Origin of the sequence: Pseudomonas sp. 06C 126, assembly GCF_001855215.1 — a bacterium.
GTDB lineage: Bacteria > Pseudomonadota > Gammaproteobacteria > Pseudomonadales > Pseudomonadaceae > Aquipseudomonas > Aquipseudomonas proteolytica.
This window is the reverse complement of the sequence record NZ_MIFU01000079.1, coordinates 64,202-85,231: the sequence shown is the minus strand read 5'-3', so window position 1 is coordinate 85,231 and position 21,030 is coordinate 64,202. Positions and strand designations below refer to the sequence as shown.

At 57.6% G+C, this 21,030-nt stretch carries 21 protein-coding genes and 1 pseudogene; 7 read left to right on the top strand and 15 right to left on the bottom strand.

Annotated elements, in window-relative coordinates:
* Positions 1-2: 2 nt before the first annotated feature.
* Positions 3-1,358: an HlyD family type I secretion periplasmic adaptor subunit gene (locus BHC62_RS11950; protein ID WP_029292388.1), complete on the top strand. Its 1,356-nt coding sequence runs from the start codon at positions 3-5 to the stop codon at positions 1,356-1,358.
* A 207-nt stretch (positions 1,359-1,565) separates the two neighbouring features.
* Here BHC62_RS11950 and BHC62_RS11945 read toward each other — a convergent pair.
* The 8 genes and pseudogenes from BHC62_RS11945 to BHC62_RS11915 all read right to left on the bottom strand — a co-directional run.
* Positions 1,566-1,794 (bottom strand): annotated as a pseudogene (locus tag BHC62_RS11945) (transposase); the annotation flags it as partial.
* A gap of 33 nt (positions 1,795-1,827) precedes the next feature.
* Positions 1,828-2,907, bottom strand: a complete 1,080-nt coding sequence (gene dinB, locus BHC62_RS11940; protein WP_256324338.1) for a DNA polymerase IV — start codon at positions 2,905-2,907, stop codon at positions 1,828-1,830.
* A 26-nt stretch (positions 2,908-2,933) separates the two neighbouring features.
* On the bottom strand, positions 2,934-5,066 hold the full coding sequence (locus BHC62_RS11935; protein WP_070995130.1) for an ornithine decarboxylase: 2,133 nt from the start codon (positions 5,064-5,066) through the stop codon (positions 2,934-2,936).
* On the bottom strand, positions 5,041-6,255 hold the full coding sequence (locus BHC62_RS11930) for an MFS transporter (RefSeq protein WP_070995129.1): 1,215 nt from the start codon (positions 6,253-6,255) through the stop codon (positions 5,041-5,043). The genes BHC62_RS11935 and BHC62_RS11930 overlap by 26 nt, the downstream gene beginning before the upstream one ends.
* Positions 6,256-6,277: 22 nt before the next feature.
* A complete protein-coding gene (locus tag BHC62_RS11925; RefSeq protein WP_070995128.1) occupies positions 6,278-7,684 on the bottom strand; it encodes a coproporphyrinogen-III oxidase family protein in 1,407 nt (468 codons plus the stop codon).
* Positions 7,668-8,057 (bottom strand): adenosylmethionine decarboxylase, encoded by a 390-nt coding sequence (speD, locus tag BHC62_RS27385; protein WP_071610030.1) that lies wholly within the window; start codon positions 8,055-8,057, stop codon positions 7,668-7,670. Before speD ends, BHC62_RS11925 begins: the two co-directional genes overlap by 17 nt.
* A 652-nt stretch (positions 8,058-8,709) precedes the next feature.
* Positions 8,710-9,315 (bottom strand): tRNA-uridine aminocarboxypropyltransferase, encoded by a 606-nt coding sequence (locus BHC62_RS11920; protein WP_070995127.1) that lies wholly within the window; start codon positions 9,313-9,315, stop codon positions 8,710-8,712.
* 2 nt (positions 9,316-9,317) lie between these two features.
* Positions 9,318-10,211, bottom strand: a complete 894-nt coding sequence (locus tag BHC62_RS11915) for a LysR family transcriptional regulator (RefSeq protein WP_029292386.1) — start codon at positions 10,209-10,211, stop codon at positions 9,318-9,320.
* A 287-nt stretch (positions 10,212-10,498) separates the two neighbouring features.
* Between BHC62_RS11915 and speB the strand changes: the two genes are divergently transcribed.
* Together speB and BHC62_RS11905 are read left to right on the top strand one after the other, a co-directional pair.
* A complete protein-coding gene (speB, locus tag BHC62_RS11910; protein WP_029292385.1) occupies positions 10,499-11,449 on the top strand; it encodes an agmatinase in 951 nt (316 codons plus the stop codon).
* A 66-nt stretch (positions 11,450-11,515) separates the two neighbouring features.
* Positions 11,516-12,898: a sodium:solute symporter gene (locus tag BHC62_RS11905; protein ID WP_070995126.1), complete on the top strand. Its 1,383-nt coding sequence runs from the start codon at positions 11,516-11,518 to the stop codon at positions 12,896-12,898.
* Between the two features lie 226 nt (positions 12,899-13,124).
* Here the strand turns inward: BHC62_RS11905 and BHC62_RS28945 are convergent, their stop codons facing one another.
* The gene (locus tag BHC62_RS28945; RefSeq protein WP_003210728.1) at positions 13,125-13,247 is read right to left on the bottom strand and encodes a PA1414 family protein; all 123 of its coding nucleotides are present in this window, start codon (positions 13,245-13,247) and stop codon (positions 13,125-13,127) included.
* Between the two features lie 139 nt (positions 13,248-13,386).
* On the bottom strand, positions 13,387-14,280 hold the full coding sequence (locus BHC62_RS11900; protein WP_070995135.1) for a LysR family transcriptional regulator: 894 nt from the start codon (positions 14,278-14,280) through the stop codon (positions 13,387-13,389).
* A 101-nt stretch (positions 14,281-14,381) separates the two neighbouring features.
* Here BHC62_RS11900 and BHC62_RS11895 point away from each other — a divergent pair, with 101 nt between their 5' ends.
* A complete protein-coding gene (locus BHC62_RS11895) occupies positions 14,382-15,548 on the top strand; it encodes a YbfB/YjiJ family MFS transporter (RefSeq protein ID WP_070995125.1) in 1,167 nt (388 codons plus the stop codon).
* Here BHC62_RS11895 and BHC62_RS11890 read toward each other — a convergent pair.
* Both BHC62_RS11890 and BHC62_RS11885 read right to left on the bottom strand, forming a co-directional pair.
* Positions 15,538-15,945 carry a DUF2177 family protein gene (locus tag BHC62_RS11890; protein ID WP_070995124.1) on the bottom strand — a complete coding sequence of 136 codons (408 nt, stop codon included), beginning with the start codon at positions 15,943-15,945 and terminating at the stop codon, positions 15,538-15,540. The two genes, BHC62_RS11895 and BHC62_RS11890, sit on opposite strands and share 11 nt — an antisense overlap.
* A gap of 66 nt (positions 15,946-16,011) precedes the next feature.
* Positions 16,012-16,848 (bottom strand): S1 RNA-binding domain-containing protein, encoded by an 837-nt coding sequence (locus BHC62_RS11885; RefSeq protein WP_029292380.1) that lies wholly within the window; start codon positions 16,846-16,848, stop codon positions 16,012-16,014.
* A gap of 333 nt (positions 16,849-17,181) precedes the next feature.
* Between BHC62_RS11885 and BHC62_RS11880 the strand changes: the two genes are divergently transcribed.
* From BHC62_RS11880 to BHC62_RS11870, 3 genes are all read left to right on the top strand, one after another.
* Positions 17,182-17,361, top strand: a complete 180-nt coding sequence (locus BHC62_RS11880; protein WP_007946007.1) for a hypothetical protein — start codon at positions 17,182-17,184, stop codon at positions 17,359-17,361.
* Between the two features lie 217 nt (positions 17,362-17,578).
* Entirely contained in the window at positions 17,579-18,301 is a 723-nt protein-coding gene (locus BHC62_RS11875; RefSeq protein ID WP_029292379.1) for a TorF family putative porin, read from the top strand.
* Between the two features lie 66 nt (positions 18,302-18,367).
* Positions 18,368-19,234 carry a DUF6279 family lipoprotein gene (locus BHC62_RS11870; RefSeq protein ID WP_070995123.1) on the top strand — a complete coding sequence of 289 codons (867 nt, stop codon included), beginning with the start codon at positions 18,368-18,370 and terminating at the stop codon, positions 19,232-19,234.
* Here BHC62_RS11870 and BHC62_RS11865 read toward each other — a convergent pair.
* Genes BHC62_RS11865 through BHC62_RS11855 form a run of 3 tightly spaced genes read right to left on the bottom strand, consistent with a single transcriptional unit; the run spans position 19,231 to position 21,029 of the window.
* Entirely contained in the window at positions 19,231-19,743 is a 513-nt protein-coding gene (locus BHC62_RS11865) for a hypothetical protein (protein ID WP_143007529.1), read from the bottom strand. The two genes, BHC62_RS11870 and BHC62_RS11865, sit on opposite strands and share 4 nt — an antisense overlap.
* Positions 19,740-20,126 (bottom strand): copper homeostasis periplasmic binding protein CopC, encoded by a 387-nt coding sequence (copC, locus tag BHC62_RS11860; protein ID WP_029292376.1) that lies wholly within the window; start codon positions 20,124-20,126, stop codon positions 19,740-19,742. Before copC ends, BHC62_RS11865 begins: the two co-directional genes overlap by 4 nt.
* A gap of 60 nt (positions 20,127-20,186) precedes the next feature.
* A complete protein-coding gene (locus tag BHC62_RS11855; RefSeq protein WP_070995121.1) occupies positions 20,187-21,029 on the bottom strand; it encodes a copper resistance protein B in 843 nt (280 codons plus the stop codon).
* Position 21,030 lies beyond the last annotated feature (1 nt).

The following is a 21,030-nucleotide window of genomic DNA, read 5'->3' as shown; positions in this document are numbered from 1 at the left end:
CCATGTCAGCCACTCCCTCATCACCGGGCTACTTCAAGAGTTTTGGCAAAACCGCCGACAGCGAATTCATGCCCGAACTGGCGGGCGCTGCACTGCAGGATTCGCCGCGCCGTTCACGGATTATCGTGTGGCTCACCGCCGGCCTGCTGATCTGCGCCCTGCTGTGGGCCAACTTTGCCGTGCTCGATGAAGTGACCATGGGCGAAGGCAAGGCCATCCCGTCGAGCAAAGTGCAGGTGATCCAGAACCTGGAGGGTGGCATCGTCACCCAGATTTACGTGCGCGAAGGACAGATGGTGGACAAGGGCGACAAGTTGCTGCAACTGGACGACACGCGGTTTCGCTCGAACAAGGGCGAAAGCGAAGTCGACCGTTATGCCCTCACCGCCCAGGTCGAACGCCTGTCTGCCGAGGCCGAGGGGCGGCCGTTCAAATTGTCCGATGAAGTGATCGCCAAGGCCCCGCAAGTGGCCGAGGACGAACGCTCGTTGTTCGAACAACGCCAGCGGCGCTTGAGCAGCGAACAGCGGACCTTGAGCGAACAACTGCGGCAGAAAACCCAGGAGCTGGCGGAATTCCGCTCCAAGCAGGGCCAATTCAGCTCCAGCCTGGCGCTGCTGCAGCAAGAGATGAACATGTCGGCGCCGCTGGTGGGCACCGGCGCGGTCTCGCCAGTGGAAATCCTGCGCCTCAAACGCAGCGCCGTGGAGATCCGTGGCTCATTGAACGCCACCACCCTGGCGATCCCCCGGGCGGAGTCGGCGATCAATGAGATCAAGAGCAAGATCGACGAATCGGTGCAGACCTTCCGCTCGGAAGCGGCCAAGGAGCTCAACGAAAAGCGCACTGATCTATCGAAAATCACCGCCACCAGCATCGCCATTGATGACCGTGTCAGCCGCACCACCGTGGTCTCGCCGGTCCATGGGGTAATCAAGCAACTGAAGGTCAACACTATCGGCGGCGTGGTCCAACCGGGCAGCGACATGGTGGAAATCGTACCGCTGGAAGACAACCTGCTGATCGAGGCCAAAGTGCGGCCCCAGGACGTAGCGTTCTTGCATCCGGGGCAGAAGGCGATGGTCAAGTTCAGTGCCTACGACTACACCATCTACGGCGGGCTCGCGGCAAAACTGGAACTGATCGGCGCCGATACGATTACCGACGACAAGGGCAACAGTTTCTACCTGATCCAGGTGCGCACCGATAAGAACCATTTGGGCGGGGAGAAAAAACCGCTGCTGATCATCCCGGGGATGGTGGCAACGGTGGACATTATTACCGGGGAGAAAAGCGTGCTGGATTACTTGCTCAAGCCGGTGTTGAAGGCGAGGACGGAGGCGATGCGCGAGCGTTGAGGCGCGACCCGGCGCGCCTCAACGTTAATCTGTCAGCGTCACACGACACTGCTGTGTCAGCTTTGCCCTGTTGGCGCTGGGCGGTATGCAAGGCTCAGGCAATTTGATATGCCAACTGCTCTCGAAACAGAGCGGGGTTGAGTGTCCAGGTTTCCATATCAACCATCTCCCCCTCATTCATACCAGCGCACAGGCGATCCAGAATCCGCTCAAGCGTGCCGTCGTCTCGCCAATCCCGATAGCGTTGATACACCGTCGACCATGCTCCGAACCGCTCCGGTAGATCACGCCAGGCTGCGCCGGAGCACACGATCCAAAGCACTCCGTTGAGCATCAGGCGATCGTCATGACGCGGTCTACCCGCTTTTTGCGTTGTCGACATCAGGTCCACGATTGAATTCCACGCGCAATTGGGAAGTTCATAGCGCCTAACCATTTGAGACTCCTTCTACCTAGGTTAATGACTTGGCTACCAGGGAAATGCCATTTGAATATCGTCCTGAACCTTTCGCCGGACTTTTACCGAAAGCCCGATCAATCGAACCGACCTACCTTCACGACGGGTATCCCAGAGCAGTCGACAGAGAGACTGAACGGTGTGCGCGCACAGGCTGTTGGCCGACGCCTCGGTGGTTGAGATCGAAAAATCGGAAAACTTGAGTTTTACTAAATTTTTGGTGATCAGGTAGTCATCTCCCATGTCTGCAATACGCTCCCTCAAGCCTTGCGACAATCGCTCCAACTCCTCCAGGCAATCGCACAACGCATCGCAATCAAAGGGCAGTGTTCTTTCAATGCCGACAGACTTGATATCACTGCCCCGCTCATCCGCCTCTTCGATTCCCTGGCACCGCTCCCATACGTAAAACCCATGCACGCCGAGATAACGCATCAATGCCGGAATTTTGTCCTCGGTAATGTCTTTGCACTGGCGGCAACCCAGGTTTTCCAGCACCGCGTAGGTCTTGGGGCCGACGCCAGGAATTTTACGAACATCCAGCTCGTCGAGAAATCCACGCACCTGACTCGGTGTAATGACGAACATTCCATTGGGCTTTTGCATTTCCGAAGCAATCTTGGCCAAGTATTTCAACGGCGCCACTCCAGCAGAGGCGGTCAGGCCGAGTTCTTGCTGGACCGTGGCTCGAATGTGCGCAGCTATATGGGTGGCCGACCCGTTGAAGCATGTTTGCCCCGTCACTTCCAGAGCCGCTTCGTCGAGTGACTGAAACTCTACTTTGTCGGTATATCGCCGGAAGATCTCGTCGAGCTTTCGCGTGATCGCTTCATACGCCTCGAAGCGCGTTGGCAGCAGTACCAAATCCGGGCACAAACGATGCGCCGTGGCGGTGGCCATGCCGCTTTTGACGCCAAACTTTCTTGCGATGTAATTCGCTGTACTGATCACTCCACGCTCTGCAGCCGTCCCCCCTACGGCGACGGGGCAATGCATTAAATGGGGCGCGTCGAGAAGCTCGACAGAGACAAAAAAAGAGTCCATGTCGATATAAATGAACTTTCGCTCGCTCGCACCTGCTGTAGTACCCACCATCGATTGTCCTGTGCGCATGGATATCAAACAGTTACGCCATCAAGTACATGGACCTGAAGGGCCAAAGTACCGTCATCATGTTGGCCGTAGTGCACCCCTTGGATATGAGGCGCAAGGTCGGGATAGAGATTGGCCAAGGCTTGCACGGCCAGGAGGTACCCAACCAACGCCGAATTCCAGCACTCCCCGGGAGCGATGCACATAACCCCAGGCGGATAAGGAATGACCCCTTCAGCCGCCACACAACCAACGGCATCTGCGATGTCGATCAGACTGGAGCGCCCACGTACGAAGGCTTGGTTTGCCACATACGGCGTCAACACGGCCTGCGCCTGCGCCGCCGAGCTGAATATGGAGGATTGGAGCTGTTGGATCTGATGATGCTGGAACAGCTGGTTGATGACGCAGCACAACTCGCGCAAGGAAATGTTTGCGTACCCCTGCCCACTGCTCGCAAGCGACGGCAACACGTCGCTTACCCGATCACCTTGCGCCAGCGCTCGCTCCAGTCGCTCCAGCGCGTGCATCAGCCGGGTCAACTGCGTTGCGTCGGAAGAAGGCGACACCAGCAGGGTGAAGTTGTAGAAATCAGATTTTTCCGGCGTGAAGTTCATCTCTCTGAGGTAGCAAGTGACGATGCTTGCAGGGATCGAAACGTACCCGCAGGCAACCGCGTCCTCATTCGCACGCGTCGTGAACATGACCTTACAGGGGTCCAGGTAATGCAGGCCGCGTTCGATTGGATTTGCGTCGCGACTGACAGGGCAAAAGTCCTGCGTATAGACCTGCGAAGCAAGATCGCCGGGTGACGTCCGGTTGCCGTAGTACGGCTTGATAACCGTGCAGTGCTGATCGACCTGGCGCCTGAACTCATTGGCCATTGAGACCGCGCCACTCCATAGCCGTTGACCGTGGCCATCAGCATGAATAGCCGCATTGACCTCCAAGGACATGAACAACGGATAAAACGGACTGGTAGAAGAGTGCAACATGAAAGCGCTATTGAACACGCGACTGGAGCAATAGCGCTGCTGGAACTGGATATGTTTATCCTTTTTATGGATCTGCGAGGTTTGTGAAAATCCGGACATTTGCTTGTGGACAGACTGCGTCACAATGATACCCGGGGCATCCGGCAGTAACGGGATGTGCAATGGCGATCGGTGGGCAAGCAGATCGATAAACGGTTCGTAGCCTAACCATGCGGAATCAAAGAGCACGTAATCGCACAGGTGACCGATTCGTTCCAACAGTGCACCAGCATCCACGACAACACCATCGCAAGTGGCGTGTTGCACGATTGCCAGGCGAAACGGCCTTGCCTGCCTCGCCTTCGCCTCATCTATTTTGCTCGCCCGGGCTCTGAGCTGATCCTCTTGCAAGGCTCCTTTTCGGTAGCCGCCCAGTACGCCGCAGTCATCGCGAAAATTATCGAGATACACCGCACGCGCGCCACTTTGAACCAGCGCCCCCAAATACACCGATTTGTGATTGTTCCGATCCATCAGTACAAGGTCGCCCTCGGTAAGCAAGGCACTGGTGACAATCTTGTTGGCGGTCGAGGTGCCATTGAGGACAAAGTAGGTTTCGTCGGCATTAAATACCTTGGCAGCGAGTTCCTCAGCCTGCTTGATCGGCCCTTCATGACTGAGCACATCACCCAGCTCGGGCGCAGCGTGGGGCACATCCACACTGAACACCTCTGCCCCAACCAACTGTTTGAAACGCACTCCGGCAGGGTGCATATCCAGACATTGCCCTCCTTGATGCCCTGGGCAGGCAAACGTAGGTCGTTTCTTTGAGACAAACTGCGCGATTGCCGAACTGAACGCTGGTAGAGCCCTGGATTCGAAGCTCCTGGAGGCATCAATGATGCGATTGGCTGCGTGCTCCGATAATGGTGCCTGAAGCAAAGTCGGCTGCAGTTTGGCTAGTGCGGGAGAGCACTGCTCTTGCCCGTCGTGATGTATCACAAACAACGGAATCTGCCATTTTTCCACGCAGTCGATTACGCGAGCTATCGATGCATCTTCCACGCTCAAAACCAGCGCGCCAGCCCCCAGTAAATCATGGCTCCCTGCGAAAGCTGCAACCACCACCCCAGGCCGCTCCTCAAGATGGACGGTTGCGCTACAAACGATCCTTATCTGCATCATCTCTTCTCAGGCTCCAACCCAAGGGTGCAATACACAGCATGAACGTCATGCCAATAAAAGTAGCCGGCCCCACGATGAGAAACATAAGGCACGCGATAAGCCCGGACATAGCATCGCCAATGACCGCCGTAAAGTAATACAACGAAAAGTTCTTACCCACTTCCTGTGGATTCGACAAACATTGAATATTGGTAATAATTGCAATATCGACGAACGCACCGATAAACCCCACGCACAGCAACAGCAAAACAAACAAATACGTATTGAATTGCAAGGCGATAGCCGTGGACAAAAAAAGCACCCCATACAACAACCAATAGACAATGACTGAACGCGCCGTGGTCGTCGCATTGAATTTCACATACAACATACCGCCCATCACCGTACCCAAGGCAAGCAGGGAATAAATGTAACCAACAGCCGCTTCCGACTGAAAATGCTCGATCACGGCAGCCGGCAATATAAAACGTATCACTGAAGTGGCAAACATCGCACACAACGTAGTGCAACAGATGACCGTAAAGAGTGGCTTGTTGAATTTTCGCAGACTGCCAACGCTGCGTGTCGCTTCTTTGAAAATAGCCAGTATATTGAAAGACTCTTGTGTAGTTCTTGCAGACGACAGCAACATCAACATACAAGCGGCCGACACCAACAAACTTACCGCAAAAAATGCAAACGCATAGCTTGGCGCAAGAACAATTGCAATAAGAGAAAATATAAGCGGGCCAATGATCGAAGAGATATCTTCAATGACCTGTATTGCACTATTGACAGAAGGCAAGTCATCGTTATGCACAATATCGGGAAAGTAAGCACGAAATGTCGGTGTATACAAACAGTCAAGTGCCGTCATGAGCATGGAGGCAACGATGACCATCGCCACCGTCGGTTGCGAGTACTCGAACATCACGAACATCGCAACTGCCAAGGCGCACTTCATTAATTCAACAACTACCAGCGTAGACTTTTTTTCAACGTTATCCGCCAGCCAGCCGCCTACGGGAGAAAACAATGCACTGGGTAAGTAACGAAAAAAGTAGACCAAGCCCATCAGTAGAATATCGGCATCGGTCAACGTTACAACGGCTACAGCAAACGCCGTCTCGAAAGCAAACTCACCGCATTTCGAGAAAAAAAAAGCGATCGAGAGCCGTTGGGTTCCATGATTGAGTGTAAGTGCGCGCATATCCACTGCCTACCAAGTGGTTCTAACCTGCAGAATAAATCAACTCATCCCGAGTGATATCTCTTCCGTCGGCACTAAGCTTCTCAAACACTATTTTTTTCAAGATATTTTGTTCACTTTCGGGAATTAAGTAAAACATAATGTTGCTGTACCACAACCAGCCCAGCTTGGTCAGTTCAAAGCTTGTCGGGGTTTCAGTGACAAGGTCCGCTTCCACCAACTCCTGCAGACGCGCCAGGAGTCCTTGGGGTAGTTGGCTCATCGCTACCCTGGATTTGTCGATTTCTCCATGATAGGGAAGACGCAGCACAACCGGCTTGACCAGATCCAACACCGGGGCATGCTGGCTGACCTGACAGACATAATCACCAGCGCTCATCTTGGCGATATATTGTTCGCGCAACGAGGTGTTGGTAATCACGTTTTCCGCTACAGAGGAGATAGCGCCCACGCCAAAACCCAGCAGGTCGTGGTCGGCATAGCCGTAAACGTGCTCATGGTAGATAAATGAGTAATCTGGGGTAATCAACGTCGGTTGCGCACTGGTGCGCCGCACGTAGCCATGCCCGTTGTAAGGCAGGTAGCCCTTCTGTCGCATGTGCTCATCAATCATCAGTTTCATGTTCAATTTACGCATTGCCGGGAAAACTTCAGCAGTACGCTCTTTGATTTGCTTGTGGAGCTTTACCGAGGTGACGACGTTGTTGATGGGGTAAATGTCTATGTTACTAAGACCCAACTCGACGGCTTTGTCGATATCTGCCAGCGTCTGGGCTTCATTGCTTCCGTTCATACCGTACATGATGTCGCACAGGACATGCTCGAACGTGGGCACCAACAGATCGGCTGCGCGCTCGATTTCGACAATATCCTCATTGAGATTGAACAGTTTGCGCCAGGTAGGATCAACCGTCTGCAAACCAAAGCGCGCATGCGTAACGCCAATGTCAGCCAGCGCTACATTGCGTTCACGCGTGACACTGGTGATGTTGAACTCGAAAGAGAATTCTTCAACCGTCGACATGTCAAAATATCGATGCAAGGCCTCACCGATATCATTGATATTCTGTGGTGAGAGCAGCGAAGGCGTACCGCCTCCGAAGAATATCGCCCTGACCGGAACTGCTTTAAAGTCCATTAGCTGTGATTTATATTCGATTTCCTTTATCAACGCCTTAGTATAACGATCAATATCCTCTGCATTTTTGTACAAGCCCCGAGTGAACGGACAAAAAGAGCAGATAGCCTCGCAAAATGGTACATGAAAATACAATGCCCGCGACTTCGCCTTGGCATTGGCGCCATTCAGCAAGTTTGACAACTGCGTTTCGCTGGGGCGAAAGACATTCATGGACTGCGAAGGAAAAAAGAAATTGTACAGTGGAAACTGATAATCGAACTTAATAAATCCATTATTGACAAGTTTCATTGTCCACCTCTTTCGCAACTACCACATTGCTGCCACGAAGCAACGTACGGCTTTTGACTTTTACATCACCACCAAAAAAAACGCGAATCCCTTCATTGATCGACAAGTTATTCGAGCCGCACGTATAGACGTCGATGCTAATGTAATGACTTTCTGGATAGGTGTGATAGGAAAGGTGAGATTCGGAAAGTAGATAGAGCCCTGTCACCCCCTCGCCGCCGACATTGAATTTGTGGGTCAAATGGTCAAGTACAGTAAAGCGTGAACGTTGCAAAGTACTGAGGAAAAAATCATGCAGTGCCGGCGCATCTTTTAACAAGCGCGCATCTGCACCTGTGATATCCCAAATCGTATGATAACCAAAGTCGTCCATACGAACATTGCTCCTATCCTTGGGCATGAAATATTTCAAATAAAGAGAAGGGGAGATTAACTCCCCTTCCCCCTTTTGCATTTACCAGAGGCAAACACCTTTGGTAGTAACGCCAGTCACTTCAGTTTGAAACAGATCGATTGCAGATTTCATGATACGTTCCTTGTTCAAGATTAAGTGTTGCCCACCGTTATAGGGCAACTTAAAACTAGCAGGAAACTTTTCCTAAAAAAGCTGGGGAAATGTAAAAATTTCTTTCAGGCAAGCCAAATCTTATACTTTTAAAAATATTTCCAAACATGTCATCTCGGCAACCTCCCAACTACAGCCGCTTACTAAAACTCAATCTAGCCCCAAATCCTCCACTAGTGCTGGCACTTGCCGCCTCTGGGAGTAGCCGTTCAAGGGGGAAGCCCCCTCCTGCAAGGGGTCTCGAGTGGACTTTTCGTACAGGAGCACACCTAAAATCTTTCAAAAAAAAGTAGCCGTTCTACTCATTATTTCGACACATCTCACTTGCTTTACCCAGATAACTGACCTGAAGTCAGCGTCCAATGCCTCTGCTTCAACACGGATCAGGCTCAAAATGCGCTAAATGCAGCGCCCCTCAAGACCTCGACTGGAGCAACCCACCCCACTGCTCCTGACTCCGTTAGACAGAACTCGTATCCCCGTGATTCCTACGGTAGATATGTTCGCCCATCGCCGCAATCTGGCCCTCTATCAGGGCTTCAAAAGGCCGCAATAAGGGCTCGAAAGAAGTCGGCGCCTCCAGCACCGTCAACGCCTGCTCGATCGCCTCCACCGTCGACAACGCCCCCGGCCCCGGTGCCTTGCGCAACCGATAACGGGACACGGCGCCCGCCGTCAGCGTCACCCGTGGCAACGCCGCCAGCAGCGGGTTGAGGTGCAGCAATTTACGCGCCTTGCGCCAGGTGCCGTCGGGCACCACCAGCAGCAGCGGTTCGTCGGATGGGCTGTAGGCCTGCAGCGGCTGCGCGTCCTCGCCGGGAAACAGCAACCGCGCCTGATACCCAGGGGGGTTGAGCAAGGTCTGCAAGCCTTCGAATACTTCACCCACCACCAGTTGCGCATTCACCAGGCCCAACGCGGCCAGACGTGCGGTGTTGAGTGCATGGTTGACCTCGCTGGGATGTTGCAACAGCAACACTCGGGTGCGGCTGTCCAGGCTCGGGATCAGCGCGCACAGGCAGTGGGTGGTCGGCCGCAGGCAGCGGGGGCATTGGGGTCTGGACATGTTCAGGCCTGATTGAGCTGTGCTTTGAGTAAGTCGCGGAAGGTCTGGATCAACGGTTCGCGGCTGCGCCCACGGCGCATGATCAGCGAAAACGGCGCCTGGTAGCCAAAAGTCGCGGGCAGCAGCACCCGCAAGTCGCCCTTGTCAGCCCAGGCCTGGGCGTAGTGTTCGGGCAAGTAGCCGATGTAGGCACCGGACAGCACCAGGATCAACTGCGCTTCCATACTTTCTACCGTTGCGGCGCTGTGTTTGAAGCCGTGGCGCGCCAGTTCCGCCTGGCTCCAATACCCGCGCCCGACCATGCGTTGCTGGGTAATCACCTGTTCGGGGATGCGCCGCTCGCTGAACAGTGGATGGCGCGAACTGCAGTAAAGCCAGTGTTGCTCGCGGTACAACGGCATGTAGATCAAGCCGCTCATGCGGTTGGAGAAGGCGCCGATGGCCAGGTCCAGGCGATTGTCCTGGACCCCGAGTTGCAGCTCGTAGGGGCTCATGACCGACAAATGCAAATGCACTGCCGGATGCTCAAGGCTGTAGGCGCCGATGACTTCGGCGAATGGCAGGGCCTTGTCGCTGACGGTGGAGTCGAGCACGCCCAGTTTGAGCGTGCCACGCAGCTCGCCTTTGAGCGCCGCCGCGTACTGCTCGAAGCCCTCCAACTCGGCCAGCAGGCGCAAGGTTTCCTGATGAAACAGCTCACCCTTGCTGGTCAGGCTGAAACCGCCCCGCCCACGATGGCACAACACCAGGCCCAGGGCGCCTTCCAACTGGCTCATATAGGTACTGATGGCGGACGTCGATAGGTTGAGTTCGTGCTGGGCACTGGCAAACCCTTGGTGGCGCACCACGCTGACGAAGATGCGCAACAGTTTCAGGTCGGGCAAGGCGCTGGCCATGGAACCTCCAGGCAAAAAATCGGCTGACAGGCCCATTCCCTGTAGGAGCGAGCTTGCTCGCGAAAAACCTGAAAGCGCCGCGTACGTTCTGAATGCCCGCGTGATCGTTAACGTTTTTCGCGAGCAAGCTCGCTCCTACAGGGAACAGGTTTTGCACACCGGTGGAGTCTACCCCAGGCATTAGTTCAGAAAAATCTGAACTAAGTATTTTCCCGCAGCGATTCTTCCCGTGTCCGACATTTCGCAGAATCGGCCTCTGATAACCACAACAACGATGAGGCACTCCCGTGGACAAGATCTTTCACCAACCACTGGGCGGCAACGAAATGCCGCGCTTTGCCGGCATCGCCACCATGATGCGCCTGCCCCACCTGCAAACCGCAGCCGGCCTGGATGCGGCCTTTGTCGGTGTGCCCCTGGATATTGGCACCTCGCTGCGCGCCGGGACCCGCTTCGGGCCCCGCGAAATCCGCGCCGAGTCGGTGATGATCCGCCCCTACAACATGGCCACCGGCGCCGCACCGTTCGACTCGCTCTCAGTGGCCGACATCGGCGATGTGGCGATCAACACCTTCAACCTGCTGGACGCCGTGCGCATCATCGAAGAATCCTACGATGAGATCCTCAAGCACGACGTGATCCCGCTGACCCTGGGCGGCGACCACACCATCACCCTGCCGATCCTACGGGCGATCCACAAGAAGCACGGCAAGGTCGGGCTGGTGCATATCGATGCCCACGCCGACGTCAATGACCATATGTTCGGCGAGAAAATCGCCCACGGCACCACCTTCCGCCGTGCCGTCGAAGAGGGCCTGCTCGATTGCGACCGCGTGGTGCAAATCGGCCTGCGCGCCCAGGGCTATACCGCCGAAGACTTCAACTGGAGCCGTAAACAGGGGTTCCGCGTGGTCCAGGCCGAAGAGTGCTGGCACCAGTCCCTCGCGCCGTTGATGGCCGAAGTCCGGGAAAAGGTCGGCGGCGGCCCGGTGTACCTGAGTTTCGACATCGACGGTATCGATCCGGCCTGGGCACCCGGTACCGGCACCCCGGAAATTGGCGGGCTGACCACCATCCAGGCGATCGAGATTATCCGTGGCTGCCAGGGCCTGGAGCTGATTGGTTGTGACCTGGTGGAAGTTTCACCGCCCTACGACACCACCGGCAACACCTCGTTGCTGGGCGCCAACCTGCTGTATGAAATGCTCTGTGTGCTGCCTGGCGTCACGCACCGCTGATGTAGCGCGGGGCCATGTGCCCCGCGCCTGAATACCGATAAAAATAATAATTGGAGATTCGCCACCATGGCTGTGGATCTATTCGTCGTACTTATCTACGCCGCCGGCATGCTCGTGCTCGGCTATTTGGGCATGCGCCGGGCCAAGACCCATGAAGACTACCTGGTCGCCGGGCGCAACCTGGGGCCGACCCTGTACATGGGCACCATGGCGGCAACGGTACTCGGTGGCGCGTCCACCGTGGGCAGCGTGCGCCTGGGTTATGTCCACGGTATTTCCGGCTTCTGGCTCTGCGCAGCGCTGGGCGCGGGGATCATCGCGCTGAACCTGTTCCTCGCCAAGCCCTTGCTCAAGCTGAAAATTTTCACCGTGACCCAGGTCCTGGAGCAGCGCTACAACCCCACGGCCCGCCAGGCCAGCGGGTTGATCATGCTGGCCTACGCGCTGATGCTGGCAGTGACCTCGATCCTGGGGATCGGCACCGTATTGCAAGTGATGTTTGACCTGCCCTTCTGGGCCGCCATCCTGCTGGGCGGTGGCGTGGTGCTGGTGTATTCGACCATTGGTGGCATGTGGTCATTGACCTTGACCGATATCGTGCAGTTCGTGATCAAGACCGTCGGCCTGATGTTTATCCTGCTGCCGATCTGCCTGTACCGCGTGGGCGGCTGGGATGAGCTGGTGGCCAAGTTGCCAGCGGCCAGTTTCAGCTTCACCAGCATCGGCTGGGACACCATCATCACCTACTTCATGATCTACTTTTTCGGCATCCTGATCGGCCAGGACATCTGGCAACGGGTCTTTACCGCCCGGGACGAAAAGGTCGCCAAGTATGCAGGCACTTTCGCCGGGTTCTACTGCATCCTCTACGGCCTGGCCTGTGCCCTGATCGGCATGGCCGCCCATGTGCTGATCCCGGACCTGGACAACGTCAACAACGCCTTCGCCGCCATCGTCAAACTGTCGCTGCCCGATGGCCTGCGTGGCCTGGTGATCGCCGCGGCCCTGGCGGCCATGATGTCCACGGCCAGCGCCGGGCTGCTCGCCGCATCCACCGTGCTCACCGAAGACCTGCTGCCACGCCTGCGCGGCGGCAAACAGTCGAGCCTGAACATCAACCGCCTGTTCACCCTGCTGACCGGCATCGCCGTGCTGGCTATCGCCTTGGTGGTAACCGATGTGATCAGTGCCTTGACCCTGGCCTATAACCTGCTGGTCGGCGGCATGTTGATCCCGTTGATCGGGGCGATCTACTGGAAACGCGCGACCACTTCGGGCGCAATCAGCGCCATGGCACTGGGGTTTGCCACGTCGCTGGTGTTCATGATCAAGGATGGTCTGGAGGCAAACACACCGATCTACTACAGCTTGGGCGTGAGTGTGGTGAGTTTTGTGCTGGTGAGCATGCTGTCGCGCCGGCCACAGGTGGCGGTGGCCGACGCGGCCTGAGTAAAGCTTGCTTCAGCGGATGCGACGTCGGTTGTCGCATCCGTTTTTTTATTTAAAACACCAAACAAAAAGTGGGAGCGGGCTTGCTCGCGATTACGGTAGGTCAGTCAACCGTTCAGTCACTGATTTACCGTAATCGCGAGCAAGCCCGCTCCCACATTGAATCTGCGGTGTTGCGTGGTCCTACAACCGCGCTCAAACCCTGTGTTTGAGCGCTTTTCCGGGCTTACCTGCGACGCGGGCGGCGCTGTTCGTCATCGGTGCGGATAGGCACCGGTTGCAGCGGTGGCTCGATCAAGCCGAGTGCGACGCCGAGGTCGTGCAGCCAGTTTTGCAGTTTTTCTTTCATGGTGCCCCCTTTGAGGGTAGTGCCGAGCAGCTGGAATTCTGTGGCTGCTTCCTACAGATAGTAGTACTAAGTCCCACGCAATGCTTGCCTGAAACCGCAACGAACCATTACTGAATTGATACAAATCCTGACGATGCGGTCAGGCAATCGCTCGCGCCTCTTGTTCAGGCCGCGTCTTGCCCTCTTGCTGCAGGTCAATCCACGCGTTGAGATTAGCCCCGAGCATGCCCTTGCGCCACATCAGCCAGGTGGTGGCGTGGGCAAACGGCTCGGCCAGGGGGTGGATCGAGACGCTGTGCTTGCCGGGCAGGCTGTCGAGCATCGATTCGGACATCAACGCCACCCCGGAACCGGCGATCACACACGCCAGCATGCCTTGATACGACTCGATCTCGATGGCCCGCCCCATGGCTACGCGGTCGTGGGAAAACCACGCTTCCAGGCGCGCCCGATACGAACAACTGCGTCGGAAGGTGAACACCGAGCGCCCGGCCACATCCTGCGGGCCGCGTACCGGCGGGTGGTCCGCCTCGCAGATCAGCAGCAAGCGTTCCTCGCACAACGGCACACCGTCCAGGGTCGCCAAGGTCAATGGGCCATCCACCAGCGCCGCATCCAGACGCCCGGTGATCAGGCCTTCAAGCAGCTCACCGCTGGGCGCCGACTGCACTTGCAGGTTCACCATCGGGTAAGCCTTGTGATATTGCGCCAGCAGCTTCGGCAAATGGATCGCGGCGGTGCTGTACATGCTGCCCAGCACAAAGTCCCCGGCTGGTTGCCCGCCCTGTACGGCGCCGTGCGCTTCGTCGTGCAGCGCCAGAAGCCGCGTGCTGTAGTCGAGCAGCACCTTGCCAGCCGGCGACAGTTGCAGGCGCTGGCGCTCGCGCACGAACAACTCGACACCCAGTTGCTCTTCCATTTGCTTGAGCCGGGTCGAGAGGTTCGACGGCACCCGGTGCAGGCGCTCTGCCGCACGGGTGATAGAGCCCTCTTCGGCCACAGCCTGGAAAATACGCAGTTGGCTGAACTCCACGACCATTCTCCTTAACTGAACAAGTTGCTCAGTATTATTCATTTTTACTGAACAACAATCCACCTTAACCTGGGTCATCGCTTCTTGCAGGAATTTGCCCCATGTCCCCCCTGATTCGCTTACTCGCCAGTTTTATCGCCCTGATGATGGCCATGGGCATTGGCCGCTTTGCCCTCACCCCGCAAATGCCACACTTGCTCAGCGAAGGGCAAATCGACCTGACCGAGGCCGGGCTGATCGCCGCAGCCAACTACCTGGGCTATTTCGTGGGGGCCGTGGACTCGATGTTCGCGCGCAGTCATCACCACATACGCGGGCGGCTGCTCGGCGGGTTGTGGTTGTGTGTGCTGCTGACCCTGGCGTCGTTCTGGGCCAGCGGCTTCTGGTCGCACCTGATGTTGCGCTTTGGCACGGGCGTGGCCAGCGCCTGGGTGCTGGTGATGATTACCGGCCTGAGCCAACCCCTGGCGATTGCCGCCGGGCGCCCGCGATTAGGAGCATTGGTATTTGCCGGGCCTGGGCTGGGGATACTGCTCACGGGGCTGTTGGCATTGGGCTCGAACCTGCTGGGCGAGGATTCGGCGACGTTGTGGCTGGTGTATGGCGTGGTCGCCCTGGGCATGTTGCTGGTGATCCTGCCGTTGCTGCCCAAGCCTGACAGAGGACAGCCGCAGAGCAGCAGCGCCACTACCGGGAGCAATGGCAGCATCGCGCATCTGGGCTGGGTTTACCTGTTGTTTGGCTTGGGCTACATCATCCCCGCCACGTTCCTGTCACAAATGGCCAGCGCGCAGTTCAAGGGCGCCTGGCAGGCGGACCTGTTCTGGCCGTGCTTTGGCCTCGCGGCAGCCCTGGGTGTATTGCTGGTCAGCCTGCGCAAGCCCAACCCCGACACTACACGCTATTGGTTGATGGCCACCCTATGGCTGCAAGCGGCCGGCGTCTTCGCTTGTTTGCTGGGCAATGGTGTGGGTTTGGCATTGGGCGTAGTGCTGTGCGGTCTGCCGTTCTTGGCGTGCATGCAACTGGTGATGCAGCGCCTGCGGGAAATCGCACCCCACGGTGCGCAACGCAGCACGGGGCTGCTGACGGCATGTTTTGCCCTGGGCCAGTTAAGTGGCCCACTGCTGGCATCGTTGAGTAGCCACCTTAGCGGCGGCTTGCAGCCGGCGCTGATGGTCGCGGGCAGCGGCCTGATACTGGCCGGTGCACTGCTGCTACGACCGGCCCCGGCACCGATTGATTGCCGGGCGCGGCTCAGCCCCTGACGCGGTGCGCCGCCCCGTACCCCAGCAAGCAGCACGCAGCCGTGAGGAAGGTGCCCCACGCCATGTCCATCAATGCCAGGCCCGCCGACCAGCCTTGCAAGGTCGCCCAGTTGCTCAGGTCATAGGTGCCATAGGCCACCAACCCGAGCAAGGCGCCCAGGCGGGCAGCCCGTTGCCAGCCACCACTGGCCAGCGCCGGCAGCACCACAAAAGCCACACAGCCGAATACATAAAGGAAGTAGAACAGTGCCGCCGGCAGCAATCGCGGTTGTTCAAGCATCAGCGGCCCCAGCAGGGCCTTGTAGGTCGACCCCATCAACACGCCAAGCCAGAGGCCATCGAGCACTAAAAAGGCCAATAACGTACCGAGGTAAGCAAACACGACTTTTTTGCCCATGACGACACCCTACTGTAGGAGCCGGCATGCCGGCGATAGCGACTCCTACACAAGAGCAGGTTGCAGTCAGCTTAGTTCAATGCGATCAGCGTGAATCACGATCTGGCCCTGCTTGTACAGCGCACCAATGGCCTTCTTGAAGTTGCCCTTGCTCACGCCAAACAAGTTGCTGATCACGGTCGGGTCGCTCTTGTCGCTGACCGGCAGGCTGCCGTTGTTTTCACGCAACTTGGCGAGGATCTTCGAGTTCAGGCTGGACGCCGCTTGCTCGCCGACCGGTTGCAGGCTCAGGCTGATATTGCCATCGGCGCGGATTTCCTTGATGAACCCCTTCTCTTCCTTGCCCGGACGCAGGAACTTGAACACTTCGTTCTTGTGGATCAGGCCCCAGTGCTTGTTGTTGATGATCGCCTTGAACCCCATATCAGTGGCTTCGGCAACCAGCAAGTCAACTTCCTGGCCCACGGTGTAGTTGGCCGGGGTCTTGTCCAGGTAACGGTCCAGGCGCGCAGTGGCGGTGATGCGCTTGGTGTGCTTGTCGAGGTAGACATGCACCACGCAGTATTCACCGGCGGTCAGTTGGCGCTTTTCCTCGGAGTAAGGCAGCAGCAGATCCTTGGGCAGGCCCCAGTCGAGGAATACCCCGATGCTGTTGACTTCCACCACTTTCAGGCTGGCAAACTCACCCACCTGCACTTTTGGTTTTTCAGTGGTGGCGATAAGTTTGTCATCGCTGTCCAGATAAATAAAAACGTTAAGCCAGTCTTCATCTTCACTGGGAATATCTTTGGGAATATAACGATTAGGCAAGAGGATTTCGCCCTCTTGCTCACCATCCAGATACAAACCAAAGTTAGTGTGTTTAACCACTTGCAAACTGTTGTAGCGCCCGACTAAAGCCATTTCCAATACCCTCATTGCGTGGGCGGCATTCTACCCGACTTGAAGGCAGCGGTCCCGTGTCCAGGCGCGCAACCCTGAAAAATCGCGGGTTTGCCAGGGGATTTCAGGCAATCGCTCCGCTCGTCAGGTCGGGCTACGTGCTGGCATCGATGGCCGGCTGGTTTTTCCCCCTCGGGTTTCTATTTAAAACAGCGAGTTAGGGCCCTCAACCATGGATCAACTTAGGTTTTTATAATAACGCAGCTTATTCCTGGGAGATATTTACCAAGCAATTGTCAAGTGTTTCATGTACGATGCCTGGCCAAGTTAATTTTCTACAGGTTAGTGGCCGCCATGCGCGTAAAAGCATCCAACAGCAAAGCAAAGCCAGCTCCCGCCGTTGAAACCAGCGAATCGATCAACAACCAAATCGCCGCGTTCCTCAAGTCCGGTGGCGAAATCCAGCAGATCGCCAAGGGCGTGAGCGGCCAGACTTTCGGCCCGTCCAAGCAGATCACCCTGGGTAAGAAGTAAGCGCGAAGCCGCCTACGCCTCCCACCTGGTCCCTAAGCGTCTTGCCTATCAAGGCGCTAGGACTAGAGCCCGCACCCTCCCCCCGACACACTTTCAACCCCGCCAATCGACGAACGGGCCTCAGCCCCTGACTTTCGCCGGTATGCTTGCACACGTCTAGATCGGGCGTTTGCCCGATTCCTTCTGTTACTGCTCCTCGCTTTTCATGGAGTGACGCATGCTCAAGCCGTGCATTTTCCTGGTCAGCGCCCTGCTCGCCAGCCCCCTCGCCGACGCGCAGGTTTTCCAGCGTGAACTGGGCGACTTCGACTTGAAACTGGGGACTACGCCCAGCCGCAGCATGGCCCAGGGCCTGGTCAAACCCACCTCTCCGGGCAGCAACTCGTTCCACGGCGGCCTCGACCTGAGCCACGCCAGCGGTCTGTATTTCGGCCAGTTTTCGCCGAGCATGGGCCTGTCACCCGCCAGTAACCTGGAAGTCGATTCCTATTTGGGCTTCAAGCGCCCGTTCGACCAGACCCTGGGCTATGAACTGGGGATGATCCACTACAGCTACCCCAAGTTGAGCCCGCTCGACAGCCAGGAGTTCTACGGCGGCCTGAACTTGCTGGGCAATCGCTTTGGCGTGTCATTGGGCAACGATCCAGATCGTCGCGACAGCACCCTGTTTGCCGACCTGGGCGGGACCCAGCCGTTTGGCATTGGCGTGAGCATGAAGTACACCACTCATCAGTTAGGCGCTCCGGCATCGGTGGAGGGCGGCTCGATCCGTAGTTTCAGCGACTGGTCGGTGAAGTTCTCCCGGCCGTGGATGGGCGTCGACCTGGACCTGATCTACAGCGACTCCAGCCTCAGCGGCAGCGACTGCTCGGCCTACTCCGGACACAATTCGCAATGTGATGGCCTGTTGACCCTCAAGGCCGAGCGATCGTTTTATTGATGGGCTGAACTGTCACGCCCCCGGCGAGTTCAGATGAACATCCCTGGACTGCGCAAGGACTCGCCCATGCTGTATCGGTTAAGAATCCTGGTGGCCTTGCTGGCCCTGAGCGTGCTGCTTGCCGGCTGCAACCGCGTGGGCCTGGCCTATCGCAACCTCGACGTGATCATCCCCTGGACCCTCAACGACTACCTGGACATGAACGCCGGGCAGAAAAGCTGGTTCAACGACACCCTCAAGGACCACCTGGCCTGGCACTGCACCACCCAATTGCCCGGCTACCTCGACTGGCTCGACCGCCTGCAACAGATGGTCGACAACCATCAGGTCAGTGATGCGGCCCTGCAAACCCGCACCCTCGAAGCCAAGCAGGCCATCGCCGACGTCGCCCGGCAGATCACTCCATCCGCCATCCAATTGCTACGCGGGCTGGACGAGCAACAGGTACGGGAGATGGATCAAGCGCTGGCCAAGGACCTGCGTAAACGCCAGGACGAATACCTCAAGCCTCCCCTGGCGCAACAGATCAAGGACCGTAGCGAGCGCATGAGCAAACGCCTGGACGCCTGGCTCGGCCCGTTGAGCGCCAGCCAGCAAGAGCGTGTGCTGGCCTGGTCCACCGCCCTGGGTGCGCAGAACCAGCAATGGATCGGCAACCGCGCCCATTGGCAGGCGCAGTTCATCGCGGCCGTCAACCAACGGGCTAGCAGCGACTTCCCGCGCAAGATGGAGCAACTGCTGGTGGACCGTGAAAGCCTGTGGACCGCAGATTATCGCCAGGCCTATGCCCAGACCGAAGCGGCGGCCCGCAGCCTGCTGGTGGATTTGATGGCCGAAAGCACGGTGCAACAACGACAGAAGCTGGTGCAGAAAATCGATAAAGTGCGCAGCGACTTCCAGTCCCTCAAGTGCCTCAAGGGCAGCCCAGCCTAGCCCGACGCCATTGGGCCCAGCGTCCCCAGCCAAGCGACCAGCCCCAGGATCAGCAGCACCGCACCGAACTCCACGCTCAGGCTACGCCGCAGGGCGCGACAGGCCAGCGTGTACTCGCCAACCTCCACCGCCCAGGTCGCCAGCCACAGACTGGCGCTAGGCCACATTGCACCGGTCAAGGCAACCAGGGCGGCCACCAGCAATACGCCGATACGCAGCATCCAGGTCAAGCCAAACTCGGTCTGCCCCAGCATCATCTGCAGATGCGCCCCAAGTGCCTGCCACTCTTGCTCACCGCTCATGGCCCGGGTCATGACCAGCAGCGAAGCCATCGAGAGCAACATGCCAAGAAGCGCGGTCCCTGCCAGCCAGCCTTTGAAATTCAACACCGCGCCGGATAGCCGCTCCGATGCCTTCAGCCCATACAGACCAAACAAGCCCAAGCCGAACAGCAGCATCAGGTCCAGGTACAGCGCAAACCGCAAGGCAATGCCCACAGACTCACTCATGGCCGGACGCTGAACACCACATCGCCGGTAATGGGGTGGGTGTCTGACGACACCGCACGCCAGTCCACCCGGTAGGTCCCGGCCGGCAGCGGCGCCGCAGGCTTGATCAGCATCACCTTGGGGTCGCTGCTGCCCGACACGCTGGCCTTGATGGGCATGGGCGAATGGGCCATGCCGGGCATCGCCGTCATGATCAGCTTGGCGCCCGAAAACTGGGTCAGCAGGTTTTCCGAAAAGTGCAGCTCAATGGTCTCGGGGGCCGGCCCGCTTGCCCCGGCCGCAGGCAGTGAAGACAGCAACTTCGGATGGGCCCAGGAAGGCCCGCTGAGCAATAATCCGGAACACAGCGCAACCGCCACCCACGTGGTTTTAAACACAGACATGCAAGGCTCCTGGCCGCTCATGGCGACAGGTTATAGGTAGAGTTTTTTAATCAGCATTCATCAAAACCACAGGCGCACACCCAGTACCCAGCGCACCTCGCTGCGGTCCTCGCCCTCGTCCCTGGCGTACTCGGCCGTCTGGCCGTAGGCACGATTCCAGGTCACCCCGACGTAAGGCGCAAACTCGCGACGGATTTCGTAACGCAGCCGCACCCCAACCTCGGTTTGCGCAAGGCCTGAGCCAATCCCGCGCCCCGGATCGTTTTTCCCGTAAAAGTTGGCCTCGGCGGTAGGCTGCAGCACCAGCCGATTGGTCAGCAAAATATCGTAGTCCCCTTCGAGGCGCGCCGCGGTCTGCCCGCCTTCACCGACAAACAGCGTGGCCTCGGCCTCGAAGTTGTACAGGGCCATGCCTTGCAGGCCGAACGCCGCCCAACTTTGGCTGTCACCGGGCTTGAAGTCCTGGCGCATACCCGCCACCACATCCCACCACGGGCTGATGGCGTGGCCCCATAACGCCTGGACCTCAGCCTTTTCAGTCTTGCCCTTGGCGCGCTCACCTTCGGTGCGCAGCCACAAGCGGTCGATATCACCGCCCATCCAGCCCTTGGCATCCCAGCCCACGGCGCGGCCATCGTCAGAGCCTTGCCATTCCAGTTGGTCGATCACAAACAACGAGTTGATGCCACTGTCATGCACCACATGCCCGCCCGGGGCGTTGTAGACCGCGGCGCGATCGGCGTCGGTCAGCGGTGGAATCGGTGTACGACTATGACTGCTGGCCGCAGGTGTTGCTGGCGTCATGCCCTGCATCTGGCTGTGGTCCATGGGTTCGGCGCTGGCCAACGCTACGGGGGCAAATGTCGCGATCAGTAGCGCAGCGGGGCGAAATAGATGGCTCATG